We start from the raw sequence: 25,610 nt of genomic DNA on the forward strand, positions 1-25,610 counted from the left end.
TAGGGGCGATATCGGCAACCGATCTGCTCGAACGGTGGGATCGGGTACCCGGCTGGCCCGCGGCTCACTCCGCGCGCAGGGATGCCATCCATACCTCGCCGTCGGCCCGCCGGAGAGCCCTAGGGTCGGGTCATGACGACCCGCATGCCCTTTCAGGCCCTGCCCGTGTCTCAGAGCGACGTGTCCTACGAACACGGCCCGGACTCCTTGCTGCGCGCGCCTGTGGAGCCCGGCCTCACTGAAGAGATCTGGATCGATGGCAGTGATCGCTTCCCGGGCACGCGGCGGCGCATCTGGGTGCATCGTCCGGTCGGAAACTCGCCAGACGAGGAGTGCGCGGTGATGTTCTTCAATGACGGGTGGTGGTACCTGGACCCGGAGGGAGAGGTGCGCGGCGCCGTCGTGCTCGACAACCTCGCCGCGGCCGGCCACCTGCCTCCGATGATCGGTGTCTTCGTCGACCCGGGAGTCGTGGACGTCGATGGCGTCACCACGAAGCATCGCAACGCGGAGTACGACGCCTTCGACGAGAACTATGGCAGCTTCTTACTGGAAGAGGTTCTGCCCCTGGTCGAGGCGCGTCATCGGGTCTCAGCGGACCCCAGCCAGCGCGGGATCTGCGGGGGCAGCAGCGGAGGCAATGCGGCGGTGACCGCGGCGTGGTGCCGGCCCGATGGCATCGGCAGGGTGATCGCCTTCAACGCCAGCTTCGCCCAGATACCCGGCGGGAATCCGTACCCCGCGCTCCTGGCGAGCGAGCCACGTCGGCCGATACGGGTCTTCCTGCACGCGGCCCACCGCGACCTGAACTGGAACTCGCGCCGGGACAACTGGTTCGCCGAGAATCTCGAGACAGCCGCGGCCTTCGCTCGGGCCGGGTACGACACCAGGCTGGTGACCGGCGACGGCGGGCCCAGCCCGAACCACGGCGGCGTACTCCTGCCCGACGCGCTGAGATGGCTATGGTCCGAGGATCCCCTGCCCCACTGAGATCAGGTCCAAGAGCCGCCGCTCTCTTGACCCAATTGGAGACGGCCGCTCAGGACCCGGCGTCCGAAGGTCCTGACCCACGGCGCCGGAAGGCCGTGCACCGGCGCACGTGGTCTCGTACCGTCGCGGGATGGACATCGTCGCCTACCGTGCGAGTCATCGCGAAGCCCTGCTGTCACTGTCGCTGCGGACCTGGGAGCCCGTCTTCGCCCAGTTGGAATCGGCAGTCCCCGCCTTCGTGTACGAATCCTTCTACCCGGCCGGATGGCGTCAGCGTCAGGCGGAGGATCTTGGAGCGCTTCTTGATGGAGAGCCCGACAACATCCATGTCGCGCTGGTCGACGGCGAACCTCGCGGGTGGGTGTGCACACGTCTGCATGCCGAGGACGCCATGGGCGAGGTCTACGTGCTCGCCACCGACCCCGACTTCCATGGCCAGGGAATCGGGCGCGCGCTCCTGCAGCAGGCAGAGAGCACGGCGCGCGCCGCCGGGATGCGCATGATCATGGCCGAGACGGGCGACGACCCCGGCCACGCACCCGCCCGCCGGGCATACGAGGGCACCGGGTTCCAGCGCTGGCCAGTGGCCCGCTACTTCAAGGACCTCGCCGGCACGACAGCGAGGGACGAGCCACATTCGTTGCCGATCCCGCCCCTATGAGGGCGAGATCGGCAACCGATTCGCACACAGCGCGGACCGGGCATCCGCTTGGCCCGCGGCTCACTCCGCGCGCAGATCCGCGATCCACGCCTCGATGTCCTCCACCCGGCGGGGGATATGCGCTGAGAGGTTCTCGATCGAGCCGTCCTCGCGGACGAGGACGTCGTCCTCGATGCGCACCCCGATACCGCGCAACTCCTCGGGCACCTTGAGGTCATCGGCCCGGAAGTACAGGCCCGGCTCGATGGTGAAGACCATACCGGGCTCGAGCGGCGCCTCGAGGTACATCTCGCGGCGGGCCTGGGCGCAGTCGTGCACGTCCATGCCCAGGTGGTGGCTGGTGCCGTGGACCATCCAGCGGCGGTGGAACTGGCCCTCGGGGGTCAGGGATTCCGCGGCGCTGGCCGGCAGCATGCCCCACTCCTCCAAGCGGGCGGCGATCACCTCCATGGCGGCGGCGTGTACCTCGCGGAAGCGGGTGCCGGGCTGGCCGGCGCGCTCGAAGGCGGCGTCGGCGGCGTCGAGCACAGCCTGGTAGACCTTGCGCTGCGGCTCGGTGAAACGGCCATCGACCGGGATGGTGCGGGTGATGTCGGCGGTGTAGAGCGAATCGACCTCCACGCCGGCGTCCACCAGGATCAGCTCGCCCGGCCGGACCTGGCCGTCGTTGCGGATCCAGTGCAAGGTGTTGGCGTGATTGCCGGAGGCGGCAATGGTGTCGTAACCGACGCCGTTGCCTTCCTCGCGGGCACGAGCCTCGAAGGCGCCCTCGACCACGCGCTCGCCGCGCGGGTGAGTGACGGCACGGGGCAGGTTGCGGATGATCTCGGCGAAGCCGCGACCGGTGGCGTTCACGGCCGCGCGCATCTGCTCGATCTCGAAGGGGTCCTTACGTAGCCGCAGCTCCGACAGGGAAGTGGCCAGCTCCGCGTCGGCCTCGGCCGCGGTCTCACTCATGCCGGCCTGCTGGCGCACCTCGGCCACCTGCGCCTCGACGGACGCATCCGACTGCGGGACCACGCGGACCGAGACATGCCCGGCGCCGACGTCCTTGGCGATCGCGTCGGGCAGGGTCTCGATGTGCTCGGCACGCAGCCCGGTGACGGCGGAGACCTCGGCGAGCGAGGGGCGCTCACCCACCCACAGCTCGCCGTAGCGGGCGTTGGCATAGAACTCTTCGGTGTTCTTGCCGGCGCGGGGGCGGAAGTAGAGCACGGCGTCGTGCGTGGGAGCCTCGGAGTCGGCGCTACCGGCCTCCGCGCCGTCGACCGGGTGCAGCACCAGGACGGCGTCGGGCTCCTCGTCCTTGCCCAGGCCGGTCAGGTGCGCGAAGGCGGTGTGCGGGCGGAAGCGGTAGTCGGTGTCGTTCGAGCGGGTCTTGAACTCCCCGGCGGGAATGACCAGGCGTTCGCCGGGGAAGAGCCGGCCGATCGCCGCCCGGCGCTCGGCGGCAAAGTCAGCCGCGGCAGAGCGCTCGGGCAGTCCGCCTGGCCGCTCAGCCCACCCCTCGGCGATGAAGGCGCGGAAGGCCGGGGAACTCGGCCGCTGGGAGCGGTTGGAGCCGCGTTCCTCCAGCGGCTGGTCCTCGGAATCGGTGCTGGCAGCGGTCTCGGCGGTGTGCTGGTCAGTCATGCCGCCATGATCGCATCCCGCAGGCGCCGCGCGAGCCCCCGGGGACCCTCCCAGGGTTCCCGGCGCAGCGCGCGCCACCACCTCGCGATTGTGCGCAGTAGACGTCGCTCTCAGCTCCCGCCGGGCCCGCCATTCCGACATCTGCTGAGCACAAACGCGGAGGGGGGCGGGAGGCTTCTGAGGGCGGGCGCGGCACTCCACGCCCCCGCTCCTCGAGCAGCCATCACGCCGGGCTCTACGATGAGCGGGTGCCTGCAGCTGACTCCGACCGGCGGATCGATCTCCACACCCATTCATCCGTCTCGGATGGCACCCAGCGGCCGTCCGCTCTGATGGCGTCCGCAGCAATCGCCGGCCTGGACGTTGTCGCCCTGACCGATCACGACACCACCGGTGGTTGGGCCGAAGCGGCCGCGGCCGTCCCGCGCACCGGCGTGGCCCTGGTGCGGGGCACGGAGATCTCATGCAAGGCCGAGGGTCTCTCGGTCCACTTGCTCTCCTACCTGCACGACCCCGCGCATCCGGCGCTCGCCCAGGAGCTTGAGCGCTCGCGCGCCTCGCGCCTGATCCGGGCCGAGGAGATGGTCAACCGGATCGCCGAGGACTACCCCATCACCTGGGAGGACGTGCGCGCCCAGACCGCCGACGGCGCCACCATCGGGCGCCCACATATCGCCGACGCTCTCGTGGTGGCCGGTGTGGTCGAGGACCGCGCCGAAGCCTTCGCCTCGGTGCTCACTCCACGCACCGCCTACTACGTGCGCTACTACGCCCCCGAAGCCACCGAGGTCATCGAGGCGGTCCTGGAAGCAGGTGGCGTGCCGGTGATTGCCCACCCCCGTGCCGGGGTGCGCGGCCGGGTGGTCTCGGATGCGGCCATCGCCGAGATGGCCGAGGCCGGTCTGATGGGCTTGGAGGTCCATCACCGCGATCACACGGCAGCCGAGCGCGCTCAGCTCACCGCGCTGGCCACTGCGCTCGGATTGGCCTGCACCGGCTCGAGCGACTACCACGGCGCCGGTAAGCCGAACCGGCTCGGCGAGAATCTCACCGAGCCCGCGGTGTTCGAGCAGATCGAAGCAGCAGGTCGTCTGAAGGTGGTGCGGCCATGACCATCCACGACGTCGTCGACCTCACCCTGCTGGCCACGACCTTCCTCACGCTCTTCGTGATCATGGACCCGCTCGGGACTGTGCCGGTCTTCCTCGCGCTGACCCCGCGCGCTACCGCGGCGCAGCGGCGGCGCGCAGCGCTGCACGCCACGCTGGTGGCGTTTTCGGTCATCCTGGTCTTCACCCTCTTCGGGCAGTACATCCTCGGATTCCTGGGCATCTCGCTGCCAGCGCTGCAGCTCTCGGGCGGTCTGCTGTTGCTGCTGGTGGCCCTGGAACTCCTGATGGGCTGGGGCAGCCGCCCGGAGCCCACCGGGGAGATCGCCGAGGGAAAGGGGCCGCTGAACGTGGCGCTGGTGCCGCTGGGCACCCCGCTGCTGGCTGGCCCAGGTGCCATCGTCGCGGCCATGCTGGCCGTGCAGGAATCCGACGGCACAGCGGCGCCCCGCGTGGCGATCGGTATCGCCCTGGTGGCGGTCCACCTGTGCATCTACCTGGCCTTGCGCTTCGCGAACACCGTGCACCGGGTGCTCGGCGAAGGTGGCACAACCCTGGTCACCCGGCTGGCCGGTCTGCTCCTCGCAGCCATCGCGGTCCAGCTCATGGCCGACGCCGTTTTCGCCTTCATCGACGCCGAGCTCTAGGCCGCGCGGGCGGCTCCGGACGGCGCGATGCCGTCCGGAGCCGGCCTATCAACGTTCGCGGAGCACGCGGACCGGCTCCCATCACCGGTCTCTGCGTCCTCTTCGAGGTGTACGGACAACAGGCGCCAGCCAGCCTCCTCAGCTGAGACGCTCGGCCCGAAGGCCCCGGTGGGACTCCCAGCCACGATCCGGGCGTGACGCTCTTTGACGCCCTGCTCGCTGAGTAGAAGCTTCACGCGCACCCCGGGGCGAAGTGCCCAGCGGTACGCCTGAACCTCTTCGTCGACGCTGAGTAGTGTGATCGAGCCAGAGAGGCGACTGAGCAGATTCTCGACGGTGTTCATACGCGATCCGGTCAGACGCCTCGACGTCGTCCGGCCGGAAGCTCAGGCCTCGGACGAACCGCCGGGGTTCTGCGCGCCTGAGCCACCCGAGCGGCGACGACGGCGGCGGCGACGCTGGCCGTCGCCGGTGGGCTCGGAGGTGCTCGGAGTGGAGCGACCGGCGTTGCCGTTCTGACTACTCGGAGCGCTCGAGCTCGATCCGCCACGGCGGCCCTGGCCGCGTCCGCCGGAGCCGCCGCGTCCGCCGGACCCACCGCGGCCGCCGGAGCCGCCGCGGCCACCATCGCGTCCGCGTCCGCCGGCGTTACGGCCACCCGAGCCGCCACGCCCGCCGGTCTCGCCGAGGTCTTCGACCTCCTCGGCACCCAGGCCGGCACGAGTGCGAGCCGAGCGCGGCAAGCGTCCGGTGGTGCCTTCGGGGATGTTGAGGTCTGAGTAGAGGTGGGGAGAGGTGTGGTAGGTCTCCACGGGGGCGGGGTTACCGAGGCCGAGGGCCTTGTCGATCAGGCCCCACCGGGGGAGGTCATCCCAGTCCACGAAGGTCACGGCCGTGCCGGTGTTGCCGGCGCGGCCGGTGCGGCCGATGCGGTGGAGGTAGGTCTTCTCGTCCTCGGGGCACTGGTAGTTCACCACGTGGGTGACGTCGTCGACGTCGATGCCGCGGGCCGCGACGTCGGTGGCCACAAGGACGTCGACCTTGCCGGTGCGGAAGGCGCGCAAGGCCTGCTCACGGGCGCCCTGGCCCAGGTCACCGTGGATCGCGGCCGAGGCGAAGCCCCGCTCGGCGAGCTCGTCGGAGACCTTTGCCGCGGTGCGCTTGGTGCGAGTGAAGACGATCGTCAGTCCGCGGCCCTCGGCCTGCAGGATGCGCGAGAGCATCTCCACCTTGTTCAGCGCGTGCGCACGGTAGACCACCTGGCGGGTGTCCTTGACCGTGGCGCCCTGGTCGTCCGGGTCCTGGGCGCGGATATGCGTGGGCCGGCTCATGTAACGGCGGGCCATCGCGACCACGGCGCCCGGCATGGTGGCGGAGAAAAGCATGGTGTGGCGCGTGGCCGGGGTGGCGGCGAGCAGGGTCTCGACGTCAGGGAGGAAGCCGAGGTCGAGCATTTCGTCGGCCTCGTCGAGCACGACGGTGCGCACCGAGCGCAGATCGAGGACGTGCTGCTTCATCAGGTCGATCAGACGCCCGGGGGTGCCGACGACCACCTCGGCGCCGGCGGCCAGGGCTTCCATCTGCGGCTCGTAGGCGCGGCCTCCGTAGACCTGCACGATGCGCAGGGAGCGGCGGCGCGAGGCGGTGGCGAGGTCCTCGGCCACCTGCTTGGCGAGTTCACGGGTGGGGACGACCACCAGGCCCTGGGGCTTGCCCGGGTTCGCGAGTTCGTCCCACCCGTCCTCGCCGGGGGAGACGACGTTCTGCAGCAACGGCAGGCCGAAGCCCAGGGTCTTGCCCGTGCCGGTCTTGGCCTGGCCGATGATGTCCTGGCGGCTCAGCGCCACTGGCAAGGTCAGGGCCTGGATGGGGAAGGGGTGGGTGATGCCCACGTCGCGCAGCGCGCCGGCGATGTCCTCGACGACGCCGAAATCGGCGAAGGTCTTCTCCTCGAGCTCGGCGACGGTGAGCTTCTCGGCGACGTCGGGAGCGACGTCGTCGGAGACGGGGATGGCGGCATTGGTGGTGTCGAGGACGCCGGTGGCGGTCTCGGTGCTCTGATCGGTCATTCGGGGGCGAACCTCCGGTTGGGGCGCGCGCCGTCACGGCTCCGACTGGGCAGAGCGGCGGCCTCGCGCGAGGCGTCGGCAGCCGATCGTGGAAGAAGCGCCGCGGTGAGCGGCATCGGGCTGCGAGACGACCGGGCAACCGTTTGGTCCCCCCAGGGTAACGCCTAGCGCCCGCTCGTCGAGGAGCGGTGCGTCATGGCGTCACCGCCCGCGGCCTGCGGGGGTGTGGTTCAGGCCAGGCCGATGCCCACGCGGCGCTGCTCCTTGGCCGGGTCGAGCTCGATGTAGGCGATGGACTCCGGGTCCACGATGAGTTGACGGTCCTTGTCGTCGCTGAGCACCAGGGGTGTCTCGGCGGCGGTGGCCTCGTCGACCTTGGCGCGCACTGCCTCGATCGTCTCGGTGGTCTCGAGGGTCAGCTCGCGCTGAGAGTGCTTGATGCCAATCGTGATCTGCATACCGCCATCCTAGGCGGCGGTCCGCGCATGCGCGGCACAGGTAGGGGAGTTATGCCATGAGCGGATCGGGGCCGTCCGGCCATGTCGCCGGCCTGTGGCAGGGTGCTGGTCATGGCCAGCTTGCGACCGGTACTTCCGCCTGCTCCGGCCGCTGCCCCTGCCCTCGATCCGGCACAGCAGCGTGCGGCCACCTGGGGCGCGGACGACGGGCACGTGCTGATCGTGGGCGCCCCCGGCACCGGCAAGACCACCACCGCGCTGCACCTGCTCATCGAGCGGGCGCGCGCCCTTCAGCCTGATCCTGAGCGCGGTGAGTACGGCGCGGTCATGCTCGCGCAGAACCGGCGCGCCGCCGATGCCGCGCAGGAAGCCGCAGCCCGCCGCCTGGGCCTGACCTCGAGCGCGCTACTGGTGCGCACGCCCGGCTCCTTCGCCCACTCCCTGCTGACCCTGCGCGCGCATGAACGGGGTGAACCCGATCCGCTGCTGATCACCGGCCCCGATCAGGACCGTATCCTCGCCGATCTGCTTGAGGGGCACCGCGCCGGCGCGGGGGCGCACGTGCCCTGGCCGGAGTGGATCGGCCCGGAGATCCTGGCCTTGCCGGCTTTCCGGGCCGAGTTGCGTGATCTACTCATGCGCGCCGCCGAGCTGGGATTGAGCCCCGAGCAGCTCGACGAGCTGGGAGCACGTCACGACCGTCCGGAGTGGCGGGCGGGGGCGCATGTGCTGCGCGAATACTTGGACAACACCACCTTGCAGGCCGTGCCCGCCGATCGCGGGGAGATGTTCGACAGCTCCCGGCTGATCTCCGAGGCCGCCGAGGCGCTCGGCGCCTGGGAGAGCGAGGTACCCCGGGCCCCGCGCCCGCGCTGGTCCACCGTGATCGTGGATGACTATCAGGACGCCACGGTCGCCACCGCTCGCCTGTTGCGCATCCTGGCAGCCGATGGCGCGCAACTGGTGTTGCTCGGCGACCCGGACGCCGGCGTGCAGGGCTTCCGCGGCGGGATGCCCGACCTGATCGGCCGGGCGGAGACCGCCGCCGAGCTGGGCGGCTTCTCGGCCGCGCGCATCGATCTGGAGCAGGTGCACCGTCAGGGCGCGCAGCTGCGCGAGTTCAGCCAGCGCATCACCCGCGCGATCTCCACCCGCGCGGTGGCGCGCCACCGGTCGGCCGGCGCCGCCGAGGTCCAGCCCGAGACGGATGCCGCCGGCCCGCAGGGCGCTGGGTACTCCGGTGCGCTCACCACCGCGGTGGTGGGGTCCGCAGCTCAGGAGGGGGCGTGGATCGCTCGGCGGCTGCGGTCGGAGTACCTGGCGGGAGGCCGCACCTGGGCACAGATGGCCGTGATCACGCGATCCGCCGGCCATGCCCGGCGCGTGCAGCGGCTCTTGCGTTCCTGGGGAATCCCCGCCAGCGGTCAGACCCTGCCGCGAGTGCTACATGAGGAACCCGCCGTGCGTCCGCTGCTGCTGGCGCTCGACGTCGCCCTCGCCCAGCTCGGCGGACGGGAGGTCTCCGGCGAGGACGCCGCCGAGCTGCTGGTCTCGCCACTGGGGGGCGCCGATGCCATCGGGTTGCGCCGGCTGCGCCGTCAGGTGCGGCTCACCCCACTGGCCGAGGGGCGCGCCATCGACGAGGTACTGGCCGCCTTACTGAGCAGCGCGGATCCGCTGGACGAGCTGCTGCAAGCGCGCGCACTGGAGGGCGCGGCAGTGAGCGAGGACGATGCTGCTGAGGCGCTGCGCGAGGCGGCCCGGCCCATGCAGCAGATCTCGAGGCTCCTGCGCGCCGCGCGCACCGAGCTGGAACGCCCCGGCGCTGGCGCGGAGACGGCGCTGTGGGCGCTGTGGGATGCCGCCCAGGCCCCGCGCCAGGCTCGCAGTGGTCCGCCGGCGCCGGAGGAATCGTCGGCTGAGCCGCCGCAGGCACTGTCGCTGGCCGAGCACTGGCGTCGCCAGGCCCTTGGAGGTGGCGCCGCCGGGCAGCGCGCCGACGCGGACCTGGACGCCGTCATGGCGCTCTTCCAGGCGGCGGAGCAGTGGACCGAGCGCGCTCCCGGGGCGCGGGCCGCGGACTTCCTGGAGCACCTGCGCAGTCAGGAACTACCCGCCGACTCGCTCGCGGCCCAGGGCGTGCGCGCCGAGAGCGTGGAGATCCTCACCGCCGCCGGCGCCGCCGGGCGGGAGTGGGATCTGGTGGTGGTCGCCGGTCTGCAGGAAGACGTCTGGCCCGATCTGCGGTTGCGGGACACCGCGCTGGCGTCGGGCCTGCTCATGGACCTGGTCTCCGGTCGGGGTAGCCGGGACTACGCCGCGGCCCGCCGCGCGGTGCTGGACGACGAGCTGCGCATGTTCGCGGTCGCCACCTCCCGGGCGCGCCGCCAGCTGGTGCTGACGGCCGTCCTCGATGACGAGACCCGCCCCTCGGTCTTCTTCGAGCTCGCTGCGCCGGAGCAGCGGCCCGAACCGCCGGTGACCTCCCTGGATCTGCGGTCCCTGGTGGCTGAACTCCGGCACGCCCTGACCGAACCGGGCACCTCGCGCACCCGCCGCACCGAGGCCGCGGCCCTCCTGGCCCGCTTGCGTGCTGAGGGGGTGCCGGGAGCGGATCCGGGGAGCTGGGCCGGGCTGCCCGCGCCGAGCTCGGTCGCGCCGCTGGCCCAACCGGGCGAGCGCGTGCGCATCCGCCCCTCGGCGGTGGAGCGGGTGCGGGACTGCTCGTTGCGCTGGATGCTCACCGAGGCCGCGGGGCACGAGGAGGGCTCGGTGCACCAGGATCTCGGCACGCTCATCCACGAGATCGCCGAAGAACACCCGCACTCACCCATCGAGCAGCTGCGTGTGGCGCTCGAGGAGAAGTGGCCGCGCATGGCTCCTGCTCTCGGGCACGGCTGGCTCGCCCGCGCCGAACGGGCCCGGGCCGAGGCCATGCTCGAGCACTACGCCGGGTACATCGCCCAGGTGCCCGGCGAAGTCGAGACGGAGAAACGGTTCCGCGTGGACGTCGGCCGCGCGCACCTGAGCGGATCCGTGGACCGGGTCGAGCATCTGGAGGCCGGCTTGGTGCGCGTGGTGGACCTGAAGACCTCCGGCACGGCCATCTCCCAAACCGAGGCCCCCGAGCACCCCCAGCTCGGCGCCTACCAGGTGGCGGCGGAGGCCGGCGCCTTCCCGGGGTTACGTGCCGGCGGGGCACGCCTGGTCTATCTCGGCACCGGCCAGAGGAAGGCACCCGAGCGCGGCCAGCCGGCTTTGGACGGCCCGGATTCCTGGGCCCACCAGCTCATCGCGCAGACCGCGGAGACGATGGGCGGCGCCCACTTCGCGGCCACGCCCGGCAAACACTGCCGCACCTGCCCTTTCGTGACGCTGTGCCCGGCCAAGGCCGACGGGGCGCGGGTGACGTCATGACCAGCAGCCCTACCGGAGCGGCCTCGACGAGCGCTGTGCCCGAGACCTACAGCCCTAGACGGATCGCGGAGATCCTGGGCCAGCACCCCCCCACCGCTGAGCAGGAGGAGGTCATCCGCGCCGGCCACGGCCCTGTGCTCGTCGTGGCCGGGGCCGGCTCGGGCAAGACCGAGACCATGGCGGCACGGGTGGTCTACCTGGTGGCCAACGGCGTGGTCCGGCCCGAGGAGGTGCTGGGGCTGACCTTCACCCGCAAGGCGGCTGCGGAGCTGTCCCAGCGCATCCGTGCCCGGCTGAGCCGGTTCCAGCAGCGCATCGCCGAGATCGAGGGCGGCGAGGCCGACCAGGACGCGCTGGCCCACCAACCGGAGATCTCCACCTACAACTCCTTTGCTGCGGCGGTTGCCGCCGAGCATGCCTTGCGGGTGGGCGGTGACCCGGACGCCGCCCTGCTTACCGACGCCGGGGCCTGGCAGCTGGCTGACCGGGCCTTGCGGTCCTGGCAGGACGACCTCGCCACCACCCGCAAGGCCCCGGCCCTGACCACGGCGCTGCTGGGCCTGGCAGCCGGAGTCACCGAGAACGTGCTGAGCATCGCCGACGCCCGCGAGCTCCTTGAGGATCTGCTCACCGACCTGAGCGCCAAGTCCCCGGCGCCGGGGTCTCGGAGCAAAGGGCCGGCCAAGGACGTCGCCGCCGCGATCAGCGCCCTGGCCGAGCGTCGCGAGCTGCTCGATCTGGTCGAGGCGGTGGAGCAGCGCAAGCGGGAACTGGGGCTGGTGACCTTCGCCGACCAGGTGGCGCTCGCCGCACGCGTGGCCCGCCAGGTGCCCGAGGCCGGTGCGCAGCTGCGTCACGCCTACCGGGTGGTGTTGCTGGACGAGTTCCAGGACACCTCCGTGGCCCAGCTGGACTTCCTCTCCCACCTCTTCGGCACCGCCTCGGGTGAGTCCGGGCACTCGGTGACGGCGGTGGGGGACCCGAACCAGGCCATCTACGGGTGGCGCGGCGCCTCAGCGGCCTCACTCAAGCGCTTCCGGGAGCAGTTCACCACCGCCGACGGCGCCCCGGCGCCCACGCTCGACCTGACCACCGCCTGGCGCAACGACCACGGGATCCTCCGCCTGGCCAATGCCGTGGCCGCACCGCTGCGCGCCACCAGCCCTTTCGCGGTGCGGGAGCTGACGGCGCGCCCCGGCGCCGGGCCCGGTCACGTGCGTGCTGCGCTGGCCTCCACCCAGCCCGAGGAGGCCGAGGAGGTCGCTGCCTTTCTGGAGCAGCATTGGCGGCGCGGCCAAGACACCGCCGCGGTGCTGTGCCGCAACCGAGCCCAGTTTCGCCCCCTGATCGAGGTCTTCGAAGCCCGCGGCGTGCCCTACCGGGTGCTGGGCCTGGGCGGCCTGCTCACCTGCCCGGAGGTCCTCGACCTGCGCGCAGCCCTGCGCGTCATCGACGACGCCGGGCGCGGGGACCAGCTCGTGCGCTTGCTCACCTCGCTGAACCTGGGCGCGGCCGACCTGCACGCCCTGGCCGGATTCGCCCGCTCGCTGGGCCGGGAGGTGCCCCTGGTAGAGGCCCTCGATGCGCTCACCAGCGCCGAGGCCGAAGCCGGCGGCCTGTCCGCCGCAGCGACCGAGCGTGTGCTCCGGCTCGCCGGGCAGCTGCGCCGGCTCCGAGGTCTTACGCAGCTGGCGCTCCCTGAGCTGGTGCGGGCAGCCGAGCAGATCCTCGGCGTGGATCTCGAACTCACCGCGCGCTACGGCCCTGCGGGGCGCAGCCGGCTCGACGCCTTCGCCGAGGTCGCCGCCGGCTACGCCCAGGACGCCGCAGCCGGGGCGTTGCGCCCCACGCTCGGGGCCTTCCTGGATTGGCTCGACGCCGCCACTGAGCATGAGCGCGGCCTGGAGGGCGCGGACATCGCCGAGGACGAGCCGGAGACCGATGTGGTTCAGCTCCTGACCATCCACGCCGCCAAAGGCCTGGAGTGGGACGTCGTGGCCGTGCCCGGGCTGGTGGAGAAGCAGTTTCCGAACTACGCCTCGAAACCCCAGGACGACCTCTCCGTCACCGACAACGCCTGGTTGACCTCGATCGGCGAGCTTCCCTACCCGCTGCGGCAGGACGCCGCCGACCTGCCCTCCTTGGACGTGGCGGGCGCCGCCACGCACCAGGACGTCGCAGCGGCCCGGGAGGAGTTCCGGCAGGCCGCCGGTGCGCACCGCCTGAGCGAGGAGACCCGCCTGGCGTACGTGGCCCTCACCCGGGCCAAGCGGGCGATGCTGGTGTCCGCATCGCACTTCCGCGCCGGCAAGACCCCGCTTCCGCCGTCTCGGTTCCTCCTCGCCGCGAGCCGTCTCGCTGACGAGTGCCGGCCCTGGGCCGAGGCGCCCGAGGACGGGGCGGAGAACCCTGCCCTGGAATCCGAACGGGCCGAGTGGGTACCGGATGTGCTTGGCGCGCGCCGTCCGGCGGTGGAGAAGGCCGCCCGTGCCGTGCTGAGCGCAGAGCCGGCGGAACTCTCCGAGGACTCGCGCGACCCGGTGGTCGATCGCTGGCGGGCCGAGGCGCGGCTACTCCTGGCTGAGCGCGACACCCGCGAGCCCGAGGAGGTCGCCATCGCGGGCCGGCTCTCCGCTTCGGCCATGATGTCGCTGATGTCTGATCCGGCGGGCTTCGCTCTGCAGCGCCGCCGCCCGGTGCCCGCCAAGCCCACTGTGGGCGCGCGCCGCGGCACCCGCTTCCACGCCTGGATCCAGGAGTACTACCACCGCGCCGCGCTCATCGATGCCGAGGACATCATCAGCGGCGTGGAGGAGGCCGTCCCCTCCGATGCGGACCTGGTGCAGTTGCGCGAGCACTTCGCGGCCTCCCCGTGGGCGCAGCGCACCCCGGTGGCCATTGAGACCGACCTGCTCACGCCGGTGGGCGGCACCATCGTGCGCTGCCGGATCGATGCCGTCTTCCCCGACCACGAACATCCCGGCGGCTTCATCGTGGTGGACTGGAAGACCGGACGCCCGCCCGTGGACGCGCAGGAGCTCGCGGTCAAGGAGATGCAGCTGGCGCTGTACCGCCTCGCATGGGCGCGCGAGCGTCAGGTGCCGCTGGAGCAGGTGCGGGCCGCCTTCCAGTACATCGGCCATGACGAGCCGATCTACGCCGGGATGCTCACCGAGGATGAGATCGTCGAGCGCCTGGCCGTAGCGGCTGGGCGCCCGGACTGAGCGCGGGCCTCAGCGATCCTCGAGCCGTTCGCCGAGGTGGAGTTGCTCGGTCTCTTCCGCTGGGCCGGCGATGCGGTGCGGGGCGGTGCCCTCCAGGTCAGTGGCCTGGTCGGCTTCGTGGTCCTCGTCGGGATCCGCGTGCTCGACGCGATCGTCGTCGGAGTCCGTGTCACCGGCCGGTTCATCCTCCTCGGGAGCGACCTCCCAGTGCACGGCCGGCTCGCTGCGGCCGATCTCCGGAGCGTCGGCCACGTCCTCTTCCAGCGTGCGCAGCATGGCCGTGGCGTCGTCCACGATCGTGGCGTCCTCGGTGCGCACGCCGTGCAGCAACCAACGCGCCAGGGCGAGTTCGGAGGCGAGCAGCGCACGGTCCATCAGGGCTGGATCCTCGGCGCCGCTGCGCGCGGCCGCATAGGCCTCAGCGATGATCGGCAGGGCGTCCTCCGGGGCGGAGGCTTGCAACCAGGCCAGGTCCTCCGCCGGATCGCTGGCATGTGCGGCCGAGAAGGAGTGGATGGCGCTCACTTCGCCGTCGTGGACCAGCACGTGTTCGGGAGCGAGATCGCCATGGACCACCACCGGTTCGAAGGTCCACAGCCGCAGGTCCTCCAGCGCCCGTTCCCAACGGTTGATCAACGCCGCGGGCACGTGCCCAGTGCGTGAGGCCTCATCCACCTCGGCCAGACGGCGTTTGCGGAAGGCCTCGGCGTCGTAGACGGGCAGGCCGAGCTCGGCCACCAGAGCGATGTCGAGCTCATGGATCGCGGCGATGGCGCGGGCAAGATCCACGGCCAGGGGGCCGCCGTCCAGTTCATCGAGCAGCACCTCGCGGCCCACGAGCGCGCGGTGGACCATGGCGCGCCCGCCCTCAGGCAGCTGGGCGAAACCGGCCGGTTGCGGCACCGCGAACGGCAGCCGCCCGGAGGAGACCTCCTCAGCCAGGCGGACCAGCAACGCGGCCTCGGCCTCCAGCGCGGCACCGGCAGCATCGGTCAGCGGAGCGCGCACCACCCAGGCGCGGCCATTGCCGTCTAGTACTCCGGTGCTCTGGAACTCGCTCGTGGTCAGCTGGGGCGGGCGCGTGGCCACCACGTCCAGGCCGGGCACTGCTGAGGTGGCGAGGGCGGCGAGAGCGAGCATCGAACGTGGCACAGGGTCACGGTAGGCCTGAGTGCCCCGCGCTGCCCGGTGCACGCGCCGAGGGGAGGGCGAGGCCCGGTTCAGCGGCGGCGGATCAGCACCACGACGTCGTCCAGAGTCGCGCGCTCGCCCTGTGGTCCGGTGGCCTGGCGCGGCCGGGTCTCGGCCAGCTCGATCTCCCACTGGCCGGGCTCGAGCTCGAGCTGGTCGATCTCCTCCTGTGGATTGAGGAAGTGGTGGTCGTGATGCGGCTTCTCGGCCCAGGGCGGGAAATCGGCGTGGGAGGTGACGAGGAGATGACCTCCGGGTGCGACGAGCGCACTGGCGCGCCGCAGGATCTCGACGCGCGCGAGTTCCACGGGGGAGTGGAAATAGCTCGCGGAAACCAGGTCGTAGACGCCGGAGGGGAGCTGGGAGAGGTCGGAGACGAGGTAGTGCGCGCCTCCCGCGGCCGCGTGGGCTGCCGCCGCTCGTGCGCGCGCGATGGCGGTGGCAGAGATGTCCATCCCGGTGGCGTTCCACCCCTGCTGTGCCAGCCAGATCGCGTCCGCCCCTTCCCCGCACCCCAGGTCCAGCGCCCGGCCCGGCGGGAGAGGAGCGGCCACGTCAGCCAGCACCTGATTGACCCGGCCGGACCAGACCCGCGGAGCGTTCGAGTACCTCGACTCCCAGAAGCTGGCGGGCGATTCGGCCGGCGAGGCGTGCAGATCATCCATGCGCTCATCGTGCACCGGGCATCCCGATTCTGGTTGCGGTTTTGCCGGTTCGGCAAAGATCGATGATTCGATCAGCCAGCCGTTGTCCACAGATGCGCCCGAGCCCTTGGCCGGAAACGAGGCCTTCCACTACATTTCTGCCACATCGTGGTCGGGGGATCGCGATCTGCACGGGGGGAGTGCCGGATGGATGACGGCGTCGCGCTACTGGAGAGCGAAGTGCGCGAGCTCGTGCGCCGGCGTGGAGTGGATCCGGCTCGTGATGCTGAGGGCATGCAGGTCCTCGTTGCCGCTGCGTTGGCTGACTATGACGATCGTTCGCTTGCCGGACTGGTGCCCCCGCTGGTGGATCCCGAGGCCGCGATCAAGGACGTCATGGACGCCGTCGCCGGTCTGGGCCCGCTCCAGCGCTATCTCGAGGACGACGAGATCGAGGAGATCTGGATCAATGAGCCGGGGAAGGTGTTTGTCGCGCGGCGTGGCCGCCCCGAACTGACCACCACCATCCTCGATGACCGGCAGGTGCGTGAGCTGGTCGAGCGCATGCTGCGGACCTCTGGTCGCCGGCTCGACCTGTCCACTCCCTTCGTGGATGCCACCTTGAGCGGCGGGGAGCGTGTCCACGTTGTCATCCCGGACATCACGACCGGATGGGCGGTCAACATCCGTAAGTTCGTCGCTCGAGCCCGCAGCCTTCCCGACATGGTCACGCTCGGGTCGCTCACACCGCAGGCTGCCGACTTCCTGCACGCGGCTGTCGTATCGGGCTTGAACGTGCTGGTCTCCGGCGCTACCCAAGCAGGCAAGACCACGATGATCCGCGCGCTCGCCGGTTCGATACCGGCCACCGAGCGCATCATCAGCTGCGAAGAGGTCTTCGAACTCAACCTCCCAGCACGCGACACCGTCGCGTTGCAGACTCGACAGGCGAACCTGGAGGGGGCGGGCGAGGTCCCGTTGCGCCGCTTGGTCAAGGAGGCGCTGCGCATGCGCCCCGACCGCCTGATCATCGGTGAGGTTCGCGAGGCTGAAGCCTTCGACATGTTGATCGCCTTGAACTCCGGCCTCCCCGGGATGTGCACCCTGCATGCCAACTCGGCCCGCGAAGCGGTGACCAAGCTATGCACGCTGCCGCTGCTCGCGGGTGAGAACGTGACCGCGTCCTTTGTCGTGCCCACTGTTGCCTCGGCGATTGATCTCGTCGTCCACCTCGACCTCGAGCGTGATGGCCGCCGCTCGGTGCGCGAGATCGTGGCGGTCACCGGTCGTGTCGAGGGGGCCGTGGTTGAGACCGCCGAGATCTTCCACCACCGTGAGGGTGCGCTGCAGCGCGCTGATGGGTATCCGCCCAAGGGCGAGGCTTTTCGTCGCGCGGGCTTCGAGTTGTCCAGCCTGCTCCATCCGGAGGTCGCCGCATGGGGGTAGTAGCGGGGCTAGTCCTGGGCGCCGGCCTCCTGAGCATCTGGTTCTCGTTCTTCGAACCGGGTCCGCCCCGGCGTCGGGTGCGGGCTGGTTGGATCGAGCGGACGCAGGACCTCTTGGTTCATGCGGGAGCTCCCACGGTGACGCCGATGGGTCTGGTTCTTGCCAGCATGGGCGTCGGCTTGGCCGCCGGGGTCGTGACTCTCGCCGTCACCGGAATCTCTACTGTCGCACTGTGCTTCACCATCATCGCGACGGGAGCGCCGTTGGTCCTGGTCCGGGCTCGCGCCCGCAAGCGACGCATGCGACTCCGCGCCGTCTGGCCGGACGTCATCGATGACATCGTCTCGGCCATCCGTGCGGGCCTGTCGTTGCCGGAGGCCTTGATCGCCATCGGGGAACGCGGCCCCGAGGAAGTGCGCGGCGAGTTCCAGCGCTTCACCGAGGACTACCGAGCAACCGGCCGCTTCGTGGAATCTCTCGATGCGCTCAAGGGTCGGTTGGCCGATCCCGTCGCTGACCGGATTTGCGAAGCCTTACGCCTGGCCCGGGAGGTCGGCGGTACGGATCTCGGAGTGCTGCTGCGCACGCTGGCGCGCATGCTCCGTGAGGACCTTCGCACTCGGGGCGAGGTCGAAGCCCGCCAATCCTGGACCGTTGCCGGAGCGCGCCTGGCTGTTGCCGCGCCCTGGGCGGTGCTGCTGCTGGTCTCGATGCGTTCCGACGGCGCGAGCGCATATGGCAGTGCCCGGGGATTGATGGTTCTCGCCGGTGGTGGGCTGAGCTGCCTGCTCGCCTACGCGCTCATGGTGCGACTGGGCCGGCTGCCGGAGGAAGGGCGGATCTTGCGATGAACCTCGCCGCAGGCGTCACCGCCGGTCTGCTACTGGGCACAGGCCTGTGCCTCATCCTGCATCTGTTGGCCCACCGTCGGCCGAGCCTGGTGGACCGGGTCGCCCCGTATGTGCGAGAACGCCCCCGCACCTCCCGACTGCTGACCGAACGCGCCGCGCACACTCCCTTCCCCACAGTGGAGCGACTGCTCGTTCCGGTTGCCCGTGACGCCGCGGGTGTCCTGGAGCGGCTCGGGTCCACCTCTGCGAGCGTACGTCGTAGGCTGCAGCTGCTCGGTTCGCCGATGAGCGTGGAGCAGTTCCGCATCGAGCAGCTCATGTGGGCCGTGCTCGGCTTGGCCATTGGCCTCGTGTTGACCGTCGTCCTCGGGTCGGTGCGCTCACTCGCGCTCGTGCCGGCGATCGCGCTCGTCCTACTCTTTGGCGCTGCCGGAGCTCTCGCCCGCGATTGGCGGCTAGGGGAGCAGGCGCGAAGCCGCCAGAGCCGCATGGCCACCGAACTGCCCGACGTCGCCGAACTGCTCTCACTGGCCGTGGCTGCGGGCGAAGGACCGATCGGCGCACTCGAGCGCGTCTCCCGCACCGCGCGAGGCGAACTCACAGCGGATGTGCGCGCCGCGCTGGCTGATGCTCGCTCCGGTATTCCCTTGTCCGAAGCACTGGAGCGGATGGCCGCCCGCACCGATGAGCCCTCTGTGGCGCGGTTCGCCGAGGGAGTGTCCACCGCCTTGGAGCGAGGCACCCCGCTCGCCGACGTGCTGCGTGCTCAGGCTCAGGATGCGCGAGATGCCGGCCGTCGGGCCTTGCTCGAATCCGGGGGACGCAAGGAGGTCACCATGATGATCCCGATCGTCTTCCTCGTCCTGCCCACCACGATCGTCTTCGCTCTCTTCCCCGGCCTCGCAGTGCTGGAGCTCGGCCTATGAACCCTCCCGCAGCAGCACGCCTCTGTGGGTGCACCCCTCTCGCTCCGTCCGCGCTCGACCACCCCGCCACCGCAAGAAAGGGAAAGCTCCATGCTTCGACTCGTCCTGCTTCTGATGAACACCCTGAGCACGCTCGCTGCGATAACTCGAGAACGATCGAGGGACGAGCGTGGCGACGTCCCCGGCTGGGTGCTGATCACCCTGATGTCCGCCGGACTGGTGGCCGTGCTCTGGGTCCTCGCGGAGGGGGCCCTGACCGATCTGTTCTCCAGTGCCATGGAGACCGTGCTTTCCCGGTGACGGGCGCTCGTACGGACGGTGAGCGGGGCTCGGCGGTCGCAGAGTTCACCCTCGTTGCCGGGCTGCTCGTGCTGGTGGCTCTGACCGTCATGCAGCTTGCTCTGGCCCTGCACGTACGCAATGTGCTCACCGATGCCGCAGCTGAGGGGGCTCGCCATGCCGCGCTCGAAGGGGCCGCGGAGGACGCGGGCACTCAACGCACCCGCGATCTCATCACGGCGACACTGACCGTCAGCTACGCGGAGAACATCCGGACGTCGACCATCATCAGCGAGGGCGTCGAACTGCGCCGCGTGGAGGTCAGCGCCCCGCTGCCTCTCGTGGGACTCGTCGGCCCGGCCGGCGTGCTGGAGGTGCGCGGTCACGCGGTCGTGGAAGGGACGACATGACCGAAAGGATGGGTGTGTCTCACCGGCAGATCGGCGCGCGCGGCGCGTTTCGCCACCCGACTGATCCTCAGGGCGGCACGCGCACCACCCATGGCGAGCAGGGCGGCGCACTGGTCGAGTTCCTGGGCGGCATGGTCGTGCTTCTTGTCCCGCTGGTGTATCTGGTGCTCACGCTCAGTCAGGTGCAGGCGGCGGCCTTCGCCGCTGAAGGGGCCGCTCGCGAAGCCGGCCGCCATCTCGCCACGGCGCCCAGCATGGAGCAAGGACTACGCTCGGCGCAGATCGCCGTCGTGACAGCCTTCGCCGATCATGGTTTAGTCGTCGACGCCTCCCACGCACTTGACGTGCACTGCCTGGCAGACCCCTGCTTGGAGCCAGGGGCGCATCTGGGTATCGACGTCGGCATTGAGGTGCCGCTGCCCGTGCCTGACTTCCTGAGCGGAGCAGTGCCGGTAGCGGTGCCCGTCAACGCCAGCCATGTCGTCGCGGTACCTGAGCTGCGCGGTGCCCGATGAATGCCCGCCGCTCCCGGCGGCCGGGCTCGGGCGAGGACGGCGGGATCCTGGTCCTCACCATGGGACTCATGGCGATCGCCGCCGGTCTGATTCTGGTGGTCGCTTCCGTCTCGGCACTACATATCGAACACAAACGGCTTCTGGCCCTGGCTGACAGTGCCGCTGTTGCGGCCGCCGACGCGCTCGATGAGTCCTACTTCGAGGTGCGCGGTGCCGAGCTGCCCCTGTCCGATGCGAGTGTGCTCGCCGCCGTGGAAGAGCACCTCGCCGCGCAACCGCCGGCCCTGCTCGAGCGCTTCGACCACCTGACCATCGTCAGCCCCACGGGGAGCCCGGACGGCTCCAGCGCCCAGGTGAGCCTGGGCGCGGTCACCTCGCCGGCCTTTCTCCCCTTCGGCCTGGTCCCGGGGCGTGAGGGCTTCGCCCTCGAGGTCACTGCCACCGCGCGCGCCGCCCCGTGAGGTGAGCGGCCGATCCCGGCCCGATCAGCCCGCGCGCACCCGCACACTCACCGCATTGGCCCACGGGTCCTCGAAACTCACCGCCCGGCCGTCGTCGCGCACCGGCACGCGGTAGTGCTCCAGCCGCTCGGCCAGCGCTCCGGCGTCGTCGTCGCTGGGCACCTCGATATCGACGCGGCCCAGGCCCAGTGTCTGGGCCCGCGGGCCCGCCCCGCGGCTGCGCCAGACGTTCATCGCCATGTGGTGGTGGTAACCGCCGGCACTGACGAACACGGCTTGGTCGCCCAGCGCGAGGGTGACGTCGAAGCCCAGCTTCGTGGCATAGAAGTCACGCGCCGTGGTCACATCGCCCACCGAGAGATGAATGTGGCCCACACGCGCATCTCCCGTTCCTGGCTGCGCTCCCTGATCCCAATGCTGGCGCAGGAACTCGTGGGGGTCGAGGAAGAGTGTGCCCATCTCTAGCTGACCGTGCGTCCAGCTCCATTGTGTGCGGTCGCGGTCCCAGTACAACTCCACGCCGTTGCCCTCGGGGTCATCGAAGTAGAAGGCTTTGCTGACCAGGTGGTCGGCGGAACCGGTGAAGGATCCCGGGCGCAGTTGCGCCACGGAAGCCACCGCGGCAGCCAGGTCGGCCTCCGTGTCGAAGACAATCGCGTTGTGGAACAGGCCTGCGTCACTGGGCGAGGCATGCCGCAGGCTCGGAGTGTTAACGAGCACCACCACCGGGCGGCCGGGCCGTCCGAGGGTCACCACCGGTCCGCGCTGCTCCAACACGGTCAGTCCCACCCCGTCGCGGTAGTAGGCGGTCATGCCGTCCAGGTCCGCGACGTTGAGCGTGACCGCGCCCATCGTGGTGCTGGCGGCGAGTGTCGTGCTCATGGGTATGTTCATCGTCCTCTGGGTTCAGGTGTTTCGCTGCGGACGCTCGGCGGCCTGCTCGTTCAGATGCGCCCGCATCGCTGCGGCGGCCTCGCCCAGGCTGGCGAGCTGCTGGGGGGTGAAAGCGTCGAGGAACAGCTCCTTGACCGCCTCCAGGTGGGGGCGGGTGCTGGCGTGGAAGGCCCGGGAGCCCTCCTCGGTGAGCACCACCCGCGAGCCGCGGGCGTCCTCTGCGCAGGCCTCCCGGCGCACTAGCCCGCGCTTCTCCATCCGGCCGAGCTGGCCGGAGAGGCGGCTGCGCTCCCACTCGATGTGCGCCGCGAGCTCCGACGAGCGCAGCGCACCCCCCTCGGTCTCGGCGAGTGCGAGGAGCACCTTGTAGTCCCCGCTCGAGAGCTGCGAGCTCTGCTGCAGCCGCGTCTCGATGCGTGCGCGCACGGCCTCGAAGGCCTCCAGGTGTGCCCGCCAGACCGCGAGTTCCTCGCTGGTGGGGAGCTGCCGACGTCGGGTTGTTCCCATCACGCCTCCATGGTAGTTGACATGTGAACCATATGGCGGGATGATTCACGTGTCAATCACATGACACCGGTGTTATCGAAGGCGGGAGCAACGCACATGGACGTTTCGCAGATCGAGTTCGGGATCGACAGCTTCGGGGATCTGCCGCGCGACGATCGCGGGGAGCTGTACTCGCACGCGGAGGCGATCCGCGCCGTGGTCGCCGAGGCCGTGCTCGCCGATCAGATCGGGATCGATGTGGTGGCCCTGGGGGAGCACCACCGATCGGAGTTCGCCATCTCCAGCCCGGAAACCGTGCTGGCCGGCATCGCCACGGCCACCGAGCGCATTCGTCTCGCCTCGGGCGTGACGGTGCTGTCCTCCGACGATCCGGTGCGGGTTTTCCAGCGGTTCGCCACCGTGGACGCGCTCTCCCACGGTCGTGCCGAGGTCATCCTCGGCCGGGGGTCCTTCACCGAGTCGTTCCCGCTGTTCGGATATGACCTCAAGGACTACGAGCTGCTCTTCGACGAGAAGATCGACCTCTTCCATCACCTGCTGGACGAGAAGCCCGTGACGTGGTCCGGCACCACCCGCGCACCCCTGCACGAGGCGGACGTGTTCCCCAAGACCGAATCGGGGCGGCTGAACACCTGGGTGGGCGTGGGTGGATCGCCGCAGTCGGTTATCCGGACCGCGAAGTACGGCTTCCGGCTCATGCTCGCGATCATCGGCGGCACACCCGACCGCTTCGCCCCCTACGTGGATCTGTACCGCCGGGCGCACGAGCAGCTCGGCACCGCAGCCCAGCCGGTAGGCATGCACTCACCCGGCTTGATCGCCGCCACCGACGAGGAAGCCAAAGAGGTCTACTATCCCGGCTACAAGGAGCTGCACGACCGCATCGGCGCCGAACGCGGCTGGCCGCCGGTCCAGCGCAGCACCTTCGAGGCCGAGGTCAAGCACGGCTCGCTGTACGTGGGCTCGGTGGAGACAGTCGCGGCAAAGATCGCGCGTGCCATCCGGGCGCTCGGCGTGGGACGCTTCGACATGATCTACTCCACCGCCGGCGCGATCTCCGCCACCGCCCGGATGCGCTCGGTCGAGCTGTACGGCACCCAGGTCATCCCGCGAGTGCGCGAGCTCCTGGCCGAGGAGCTCGTGGCCCCGGCGGCCGGCGCGCGATGACCGCCACCCTCGGCATCCTCGGCGCGGGGAAGTTCGGCACCGTCCTGGCACGGCTGGCCGTGGCGGCCGGCTACCGGGTGCTCATTGCCGGGTCCGGCGATCCTGCCCGGATCGAACTGACCACCGAGGTACTCACCCCCGGAGCCACCGCCGCCTGGCCCGCCGAGGCCGCCCAAGCTGCCGACGTGGTCATTCTTGCGTTGCCGCTGGGCAAGTACCGCACGCTCCCGGCCCAGGAACTGGCGGGGAAGCTCGTGGTCGACGCCATGAACCACTGGTGGGAGGTCGACGGCCCGCGCGAGACGATCCTCGCTCCGGGGCTCTCCTCGAGCGAGGCGGTGCAGGAATTCCTGGGCGCGCGAGTGGTCAAAGCCCTCAATCACGTGGGCTACCACGACTTCGAAGACGGGGCTCGGCCCGCCGGCAGCGCAGGGCGCAAGGCGATCGCCGTGGCCGGTGACCTCCCCGAGGATCTCGCCGCCGTGGCCGAGCTGGTGGACGCACTCGGCTTTGATCCACTGCCCATCGGTGATCTCGCCGCGGGAGCCCACCTCGAGCCCGGCAACCCGGCCTTCGGCGCGAACCTCGAGGCCGACCAGCTCCGCGAGCTGCTCTCGGCCGCAGCATCTCGCGACACTTCACGAGCCTGAACCGCCCGGCCGCAACCCAGGAGCACAGAGGAGGACGACGTACATGAGCGAAGAACACCAGGACACCCCCGGCACACCCGTGACGGTGAGCCTCGATAGCGCCGAGCCCATCAGCGCCTACATCGTGAGCACTGCCGGCGGAGAGCAGGAGGGCAGGGCCGAGTTCCTCGAATCCGGTATGCCAGGCCAGGCCCGGATCTTCTTCCACACCGAGGTTGACCCGGCCTCCCGCGGTCGCGGGCTGGGGGCGATCCTCGTGCGCCAGGCCCTCGCAGACAGCATTCGTGACGGCGTCCCGGTCGTGCCCGTGTGCGCGCTGTTCGCCCGATATCTGGAGCAGCACGGCGCGGAGTTCCTCGAAGCGGGTGGAAACTACCGCGAGCCGACCGCAGCGGACATCGCCCTCCTCAAGCAGGTGACCGGCCGTGCCTGAGCGTGCCCGACGGAGGATTCTGCGATGACGAACCTGGAGAAAGACCCCGAGGTGGACGTCCTGGAGTCGGGCCGGGCTGGCGCCGCCGTGCAAGCGCTTGAACCGCGCCTGGTCCCGCTCGGCGGCCCGCGTGCGATGACGGTCTACCGCACGCTGCCCCAGCGAGGACGGTCGCTGGTGGGGGCCTGGTGCTTCCTGGACCACTACGGCCCCGACGACGTCGCGACCACCGGCGGGATGCAGGTGCCGCGGCATCCGCATACGGGCCTGGCCACGGTGTCCTGGCTCTTCGACGGGCGCATCGAGCATCTCGACTCCGGCGACCATGCGGCCACGGTGGTGCCCGGGGAGCTCAACCTCATGATCGCCGGCCGCGGCATCACCCACCAGGAAATCAGCGACACCGGCAGCACTCGCCTGCACGGCGTCCAGCTCTGGTACGCCCTGCCGGACGAGGCACGCTTCGGTGAGAACGAGTTCGTGCACTACCGGCCCGAGCCGGTGCACCTGCCCGGGGCCACGGCGCGGATCTTCCTCGGTGAACTCCTCGGCTCGGCATCCCCGGTCCGCACCCGCACCCCCGACCTGCTCGGCGCGGAGCTCATCCTCGAACCCGGCGCCTCCGTAGTGCTGGACGTCCGTGCCGATTTCGAGTACGCGGTGCTGGCGGAGAACGATGAGGTCGAGGTCAATGCGGCCACCGTCGAGCACCGCTCACTGGCGTACATCCCTCCCGGCTCCACCACCCTGGTGATTGCCTCACGTGGCGCTCGGGCGCGCGTCATCCTGATCGGCGGCGTGCCGCTGGGGGAGCAGATCGTGATGTGGTGGAACTTCGTCGGCCGCGACCATGACGAGATCGCCGCCTTCCGCCGCCGCTATCAGGCCGAGCTCGGCTTCGAGGCTCCCGACCCGGCAGACGCCGGCTTGCCCGCCCTGTTCGGAGACTTCCCCGACGGCCAACCCGCCCCGCTGCCGGCCCCGCCCTTGCCAAACATCAGGCTGCGGCCACGCGCCTGAACGCTCGGG

25 protein-coding genes are annotated in these 25,610 nt (G+C 70.6%); 17 read left to right on the top strand and 8 right to left on the bottom strand.

Annotated elements, in window-relative coordinates:
- The first annotated feature begins 132 nt into the window (after positions 1-132).
- Both EDD31_RS10405 and EDD31_RS10410 read left to right on the top strand, forming a co-directional pair.
- Positions 133-990 carry an alpha/beta hydrolase gene (locus EDD31_RS10405; protein WP_123304090.1) on the top strand — a complete coding sequence of 286 codons (858 nt, stop codon included), beginning with the start codon at positions 133-135 and terminating at the stop codon, positions 988-990.
- 130 nt (positions 991-1,120) lie between these two features.
- Positions 1,121-1,651 (top strand): GNAT family N-acetyltransferase, encoded by a 531-nt coding sequence (locus tag EDD31_RS10410; protein WP_123304091.1) that lies wholly within the window; start codon positions 1,121-1,123, stop codon positions 1,649-1,651.
- Between the two features lie 60 nt (positions 1,652-1,711).
- Here EDD31_RS10410 and EDD31_RS10415 read toward each other — a convergent pair whose 3' ends face one another.
- The gene (locus tag EDD31_RS10415) at positions 1,712-3,283 is read right to left on the bottom strand and encodes an aminopeptidase P family protein (protein WP_123304092.1); all 1,572 of its coding nucleotides are present in this window, start codon (positions 3,281-3,283) and stop codon (positions 1,712-1,714) included.
- 248 nt (positions 3,284-3,531) lie between these two features.
- Here EDD31_RS10415 and EDD31_RS10420 point away from each other — a divergent pair, with 248 nt between their 5' ends.
- Positions 3,532-4,395 (top strand): PHP domain-containing protein, encoded by an 864-nt coding sequence (locus tag EDD31_RS10420; RefSeq protein WP_123304093.1) that lies wholly within the window; start codon positions 3,532-3,534, stop codon positions 4,393-4,395.
- 2 nt (positions 4,396-4,397) lie between these two features.
- Positions 4,398-5,039, top strand: coding sequence for a MarC family protein (locus tag EDD31_RS10425; protein ID WP_123305419.1), 642 nt, complete (start codon positions 4,398-4,400; stop codon positions 5,037-5,039).
- Here EDD31_RS10425 and EDD31_RS10430 read toward each other — a convergent pair.
- From EDD31_RS10430 to EDD31_RS10440, 3 genes are all read right to left on the bottom strand, one after another.
- Positions 5,036-5,383, bottom strand: coding sequence for a hypothetical protein (locus EDD31_RS10430; RefSeq protein ID WP_123304094.1), 348 nt, complete (start codon positions 5,381-5,383; stop codon positions 5,036-5,038). The two genes, EDD31_RS10425 and EDD31_RS10430, sit on opposite strands and share 4 nt — an antisense overlap.
- A gap of 42 nt (positions 5,384-5,425) precedes the next feature.
- The gene (locus EDD31_RS10435) at positions 5,426-7,108 is read right to left on the bottom strand and encodes a DEAD/DEAH box helicase (RefSeq protein ID WP_123304095.1); all 1,683 of its coding nucleotides are present in this window, start codon (positions 7,106-7,108) and stop codon (positions 5,426-5,428) included.
- 230 nt (positions 7,109-7,338) lie between these two features.
- Positions 7,339-7,566, bottom strand: a complete 228-nt coding sequence (locus tag EDD31_RS10440; RefSeq protein WP_123304096.1) for a DUF3107 domain-containing protein — start codon at positions 7,564-7,566, stop codon at positions 7,339-7,341.
- A gap of 111 nt (positions 7,567-7,677) precedes the next feature.
- On the opposite strand from EDD31_RS10440, the gene EDD31_RS10445 reads away from it, so the two are divergent.
- On the top strand, positions 7,678-10,983 hold the full coding sequence (locus tag EDD31_RS10445; protein WP_170163272.1) for an ATP-dependent DNA helicase: 3,306 nt from the start codon (positions 7,678-7,680) through the stop codon (positions 10,981-10,983).
- Entirely contained in the window at positions 10,980-14,207 is a 3,228-nt protein-coding gene (locus tag EDD31_RS10450; protein ID WP_123305421.1) for an ATP-dependent DNA helicase, read from the top strand. The genes EDD31_RS10445 and EDD31_RS10450 overlap by 4 nt, the downstream gene beginning before the upstream one ends.
- 9 nt (positions 14,208-14,216) lie before the next feature.
- On the opposite strand, the gene EDD31_RS10455 is transcribed toward EDD31_RS10450, so the two are convergent.
- Positions 14,217-15,359: a phosphotransferase gene (locus EDD31_RS10455; protein WP_123305423.1), complete on the bottom strand. Its 1,143-nt coding sequence runs from the start codon at positions 15,357-15,359 to the stop codon at positions 14,217-14,219.
- 68 nt (positions 15,360-15,427) lie between these two features.
- Complete coding sequence (locus EDD31_RS10460; RefSeq protein WP_123304098.1) at positions 15,428-16,063, bottom strand: class I SAM-dependent methyltransferase; 636 nt, start codon at positions 16,061-16,063, stop codon at positions 15,428-15,430.
- A 186-nt stretch (positions 16,064-16,249) separates the two neighbouring features.
- On the opposite strand from EDD31_RS10460, the gene EDD31_RS10465 reads away from it, so the two are divergent.
- From EDD31_RS10465 to EDD31_RS10495, 7 genes are all read left to right on the top strand, one after another.
- Positions 16,250-17,488 carry a TadA family conjugal transfer-associated ATPase gene (locus EDD31_RS10465; RefSeq protein WP_123304099.1) on the top strand — a complete coding sequence of 413 codons (1,239 nt, stop codon included), beginning with the start codon at positions 16,250-16,252 and terminating at the stop codon, positions 17,486-17,488.
- 146 nt (positions 17,489-17,634) lie between these two features.
- Entirely contained in the window at positions 17,635-18,339 is a 705-nt protein-coding gene (locus tag EDD31_RS10470) for a type II secretion system F family protein (protein WP_342768043.1), read from the top strand.
- The gene (locus EDD31_RS10475; RefSeq protein ID WP_123304101.1) at positions 18,336-19,265 is read left to right on the top strand and encodes a type II secretion system F family protein; all 930 of its coding nucleotides are present in this window, start codon (positions 18,336-18,338) and stop codon (positions 19,263-19,265) included. The genes EDD31_RS10470 and EDD31_RS10475 overlap by 4 nt, the downstream gene beginning before the upstream one ends.
- 90 nt (positions 19,266-19,355) lie before the next feature.
- A complete protein-coding gene (locus tag EDD31_RS10480; RefSeq protein WP_123304102.1) occupies positions 19,356-19,565 on the top strand; it encodes a hypothetical protein in 210 nt (69 codons plus the stop codon).
- Positions 19,562-19,954: a TadE family protein gene (locus EDD31_RS10485; protein ID WP_123304103.1), complete on the top strand. Its 393-nt coding sequence runs from the start codon at positions 19,562-19,564 to the stop codon at positions 19,952-19,954. Before EDD31_RS10480 ends, EDD31_RS10485 begins: the two co-directional genes overlap by 4 nt.
- 14 nt (positions 19,955-19,968) lie before the next feature.
- Positions 19,969-20,469 (top strand): pilus assembly protein, encoded by a 501-nt coding sequence (locus EDD31_RS10490; RefSeq protein WP_245991127.1) that lies wholly within the window; start codon positions 19,969-19,971, stop codon positions 20,467-20,469.
- On the top strand, positions 20,466-20,930 hold the full coding sequence (locus EDD31_RS10495; RefSeq protein ID WP_123304104.1) for a glycosyltransferase: 465 nt from the start codon (positions 20,466-20,468) through the stop codon (positions 20,928-20,930). Before EDD31_RS10490 ends, EDD31_RS10495 begins: the two co-directional genes overlap by 4 nt.
- 24 nt (positions 20,931-20,954) lie before the next feature.
- Here EDD31_RS10495 and EDD31_RS10500 read toward each other — a convergent pair whose 3' ends face one another.
- Positions 20,955-21,812, bottom strand: a complete 858-nt coding sequence (locus EDD31_RS10500) for a VOC family protein (protein ID WP_123304105.1) — start codon at positions 21,810-21,812, stop codon at positions 20,955-20,957.
- 24 nt (positions 21,813-21,836) lie between these two features.
- Positions 21,837-22,331: a MarR family winged helix-turn-helix transcriptional regulator gene (locus tag EDD31_RS10505; RefSeq protein ID WP_123304106.1), complete on the bottom strand. Its 495-nt coding sequence runs from the start codon at positions 22,329-22,331 to the stop codon at positions 21,837-21,839.
- Positions 22,332-22,427: 96 nt separating this feature from the next.
- Between EDD31_RS10505 and EDD31_RS10510 the strand changes: the two genes are divergently transcribed.
- Genes EDD31_RS10510 through EDD31_RS10525 form a run of 4 tightly spaced genes read left to right on the top strand, consistent with a single transcriptional unit; the run spans position 22,428 to position 25,601 of the window.
- The gene (locus EDD31_RS10510) at positions 22,428-23,498 is read left to right on the top strand and encodes an LLM class flavin-dependent oxidoreductase (RefSeq protein ID WP_123304107.1); all 1,071 of its coding nucleotides are present in this window, start codon (positions 22,428-22,430) and stop codon (positions 23,496-23,498) included.
- Entirely contained in the window at positions 23,495-24,148 is a 654-nt protein-coding gene (locus EDD31_RS10515) for an NADPH-dependent F420 reductase (protein WP_123304108.1), read from the top strand. The genes EDD31_RS10510 and EDD31_RS10515 overlap by 4 nt, the downstream gene beginning before the upstream one ends.
- Before the next feature lie 43 nt (positions 24,149-24,191).
- Positions 24,192-24,581 (top strand): GNAT family N-acetyltransferase, encoded by a 390-nt coding sequence (locus tag EDD31_RS10520; RefSeq protein WP_123304109.1) that lies wholly within the window; start codon positions 24,192-24,194, stop codon positions 24,579-24,581.
- 24 nt (positions 24,582-24,605) lie between these two features.
- Positions 24,606-25,601: a pirin family protein gene (locus tag EDD31_RS10525; protein WP_123304110.1), complete on the top strand. Its 996-nt coding sequence runs from the start codon at positions 24,606-24,608 to the stop codon at positions 25,599-25,601.
- The last annotated feature ends 9 nt before the right edge of the window (positions 25,602-25,610 follow it).

It is taken from the genome of Bogoriella caseilytica, from assembly GCF_003752405.1.
Classification (GTDB): domain Bacteria; phylum Actinomycetota; class Actinomycetes; order Actinomycetales; family Actinomycetaceae; genus Allobogoriella; species Allobogoriella caseilytica.

Bases quoted from the DNA above. Each gene is read 5' to 3' on its own strand.
- EDD31_RS10405 (WP_123304090.1), top strand. From the start codon at position 133: ATGACGACCCGCATGCCCTTTCAGGCCCTGCCCGTGTCTCAGAGCGAC.
- EDD31_RS10410 (WP_123304091.1), top strand. From the start codon at position 1,121: ATGGACATCGTCGCCTACCGTGCGAGTCATCGCGAAGCCCTGCTGTCA.
- EDD31_RS10415 (WP_123304092.1), bottom strand. From the start codon at position 3,283: ATGACTGACCAGCACACCGCCGAGACCGCTGCCAGCACCGATTCCGAG.
- EDD31_RS10430 (WP_123304094.1), bottom strand. From the start codon at position 5,383: ATGAACACCGTCGAGAATCTGCTCAGTCGCCTCTCTGGCTCGATCACA.
- EDD31_RS10435 (WP_123304095.1), bottom strand. From the start codon at position 7,108: ATGACCGATCAGAGCACCGAGACCGCCACCGGCGTCCTCGACACCACC.
- EDD31_RS10440 (WP_123304096.1), bottom strand. From the start codon at position 7,566: ATGCAGATCACGATTGGCATCAAGCACTCTCAGCGCGAGCTGACCCTC.
- EDD31_RS10445 (WP_170163272.1), top strand. From the start codon at position 7,678: ATGGCCAGCTTGCGACCGGTACTTCCGCCTGCTCCGGCCGCTGCCCCT.
- EDD31_RS10450 (WP_123305421.1), top strand. From the start codon at position 10,980: ATGACCAGCAGCCCTACCGGAGCGGCCTCGACGAGCGCTGTGCCCGAG.
- EDD31_RS10460 (WP_123304098.1), bottom strand. From the start codon at position 16,063: ATGGATGATCTGCACGCCTCGCCGGCCGAATCGCCCGCCAGCTTCTGG.
- EDD31_RS10465 (WP_123304099.1), top strand. From the start codon at position 16,250: ATGGATGACGGCGTCGCGCTACTGGAGAGCGAAGTGCGCGAGCTCGTG.
- EDD31_RS10470 (WP_342768043.1), top strand. From the start codon at position 17,635: ATGGGTCTGGTTCTTGCCAGCATGGGCGTCGGCTTGGCCGCCGGGGTC.
- EDD31_RS10475 (WP_123304101.1), top strand. From the start codon at position 18,336: ATGAACCTCGCCGCAGGCGTCACCGCCGGTCTGCTACTGGGCACAGGC.
- EDD31_RS10480 (WP_123304102.1), top strand. From the start codon at position 19,356: ATGCTTCGACTCGTCCTGCTTCTGATGAACACCCTGAGCACGCTCGCT.
- EDD31_RS10495 (WP_123304104.1), top strand. From the start codon at position 20,466: ATGAATGCCCGCCGCTCCCGGCGGCCGGGCTCGGGCGAGGACGGCGGG.
- EDD31_RS10500 (WP_123304105.1), bottom strand. From the start codon at position 21,812: ATGAGCACGACACTCGCCGCCAGCACCACGATGGGCGCGGTCACGCTC.
- EDD31_RS10505 (WP_123304106.1), bottom strand. From the start codon at position 22,331: ATGGGAACAACCCGACGTCGGCAGCTCCCCACCAGCGAGGAACTCGCG.
- EDD31_RS10510 (WP_123304107.1), top strand. From the start codon at position 22,428: ATGGACGTTTCGCAGATCGAGTTCGGGATCGACAGCTTCGGGGATCTG.
- EDD31_RS10515 (WP_123304108.1), top strand. From the start codon at position 23,495: ATGACCGCCACCCTCGGCATCCTCGGCGCGGGGAAGTTCGGCACCGTC.
- EDD31_RS10520 (WP_123304109.1), top strand. From the start codon at position 24,192: ATGAGCGAAGAACACCAGGACACCCCCGGCACACCCGTGACGGTGAGC.
- EDD31_RS10525 (WP_123304110.1), top strand. From the start codon at position 24,606: ATGACGAACCTGGAGAAAGACCCCGAGGTGGACGTCCTGGAGTCGGGC.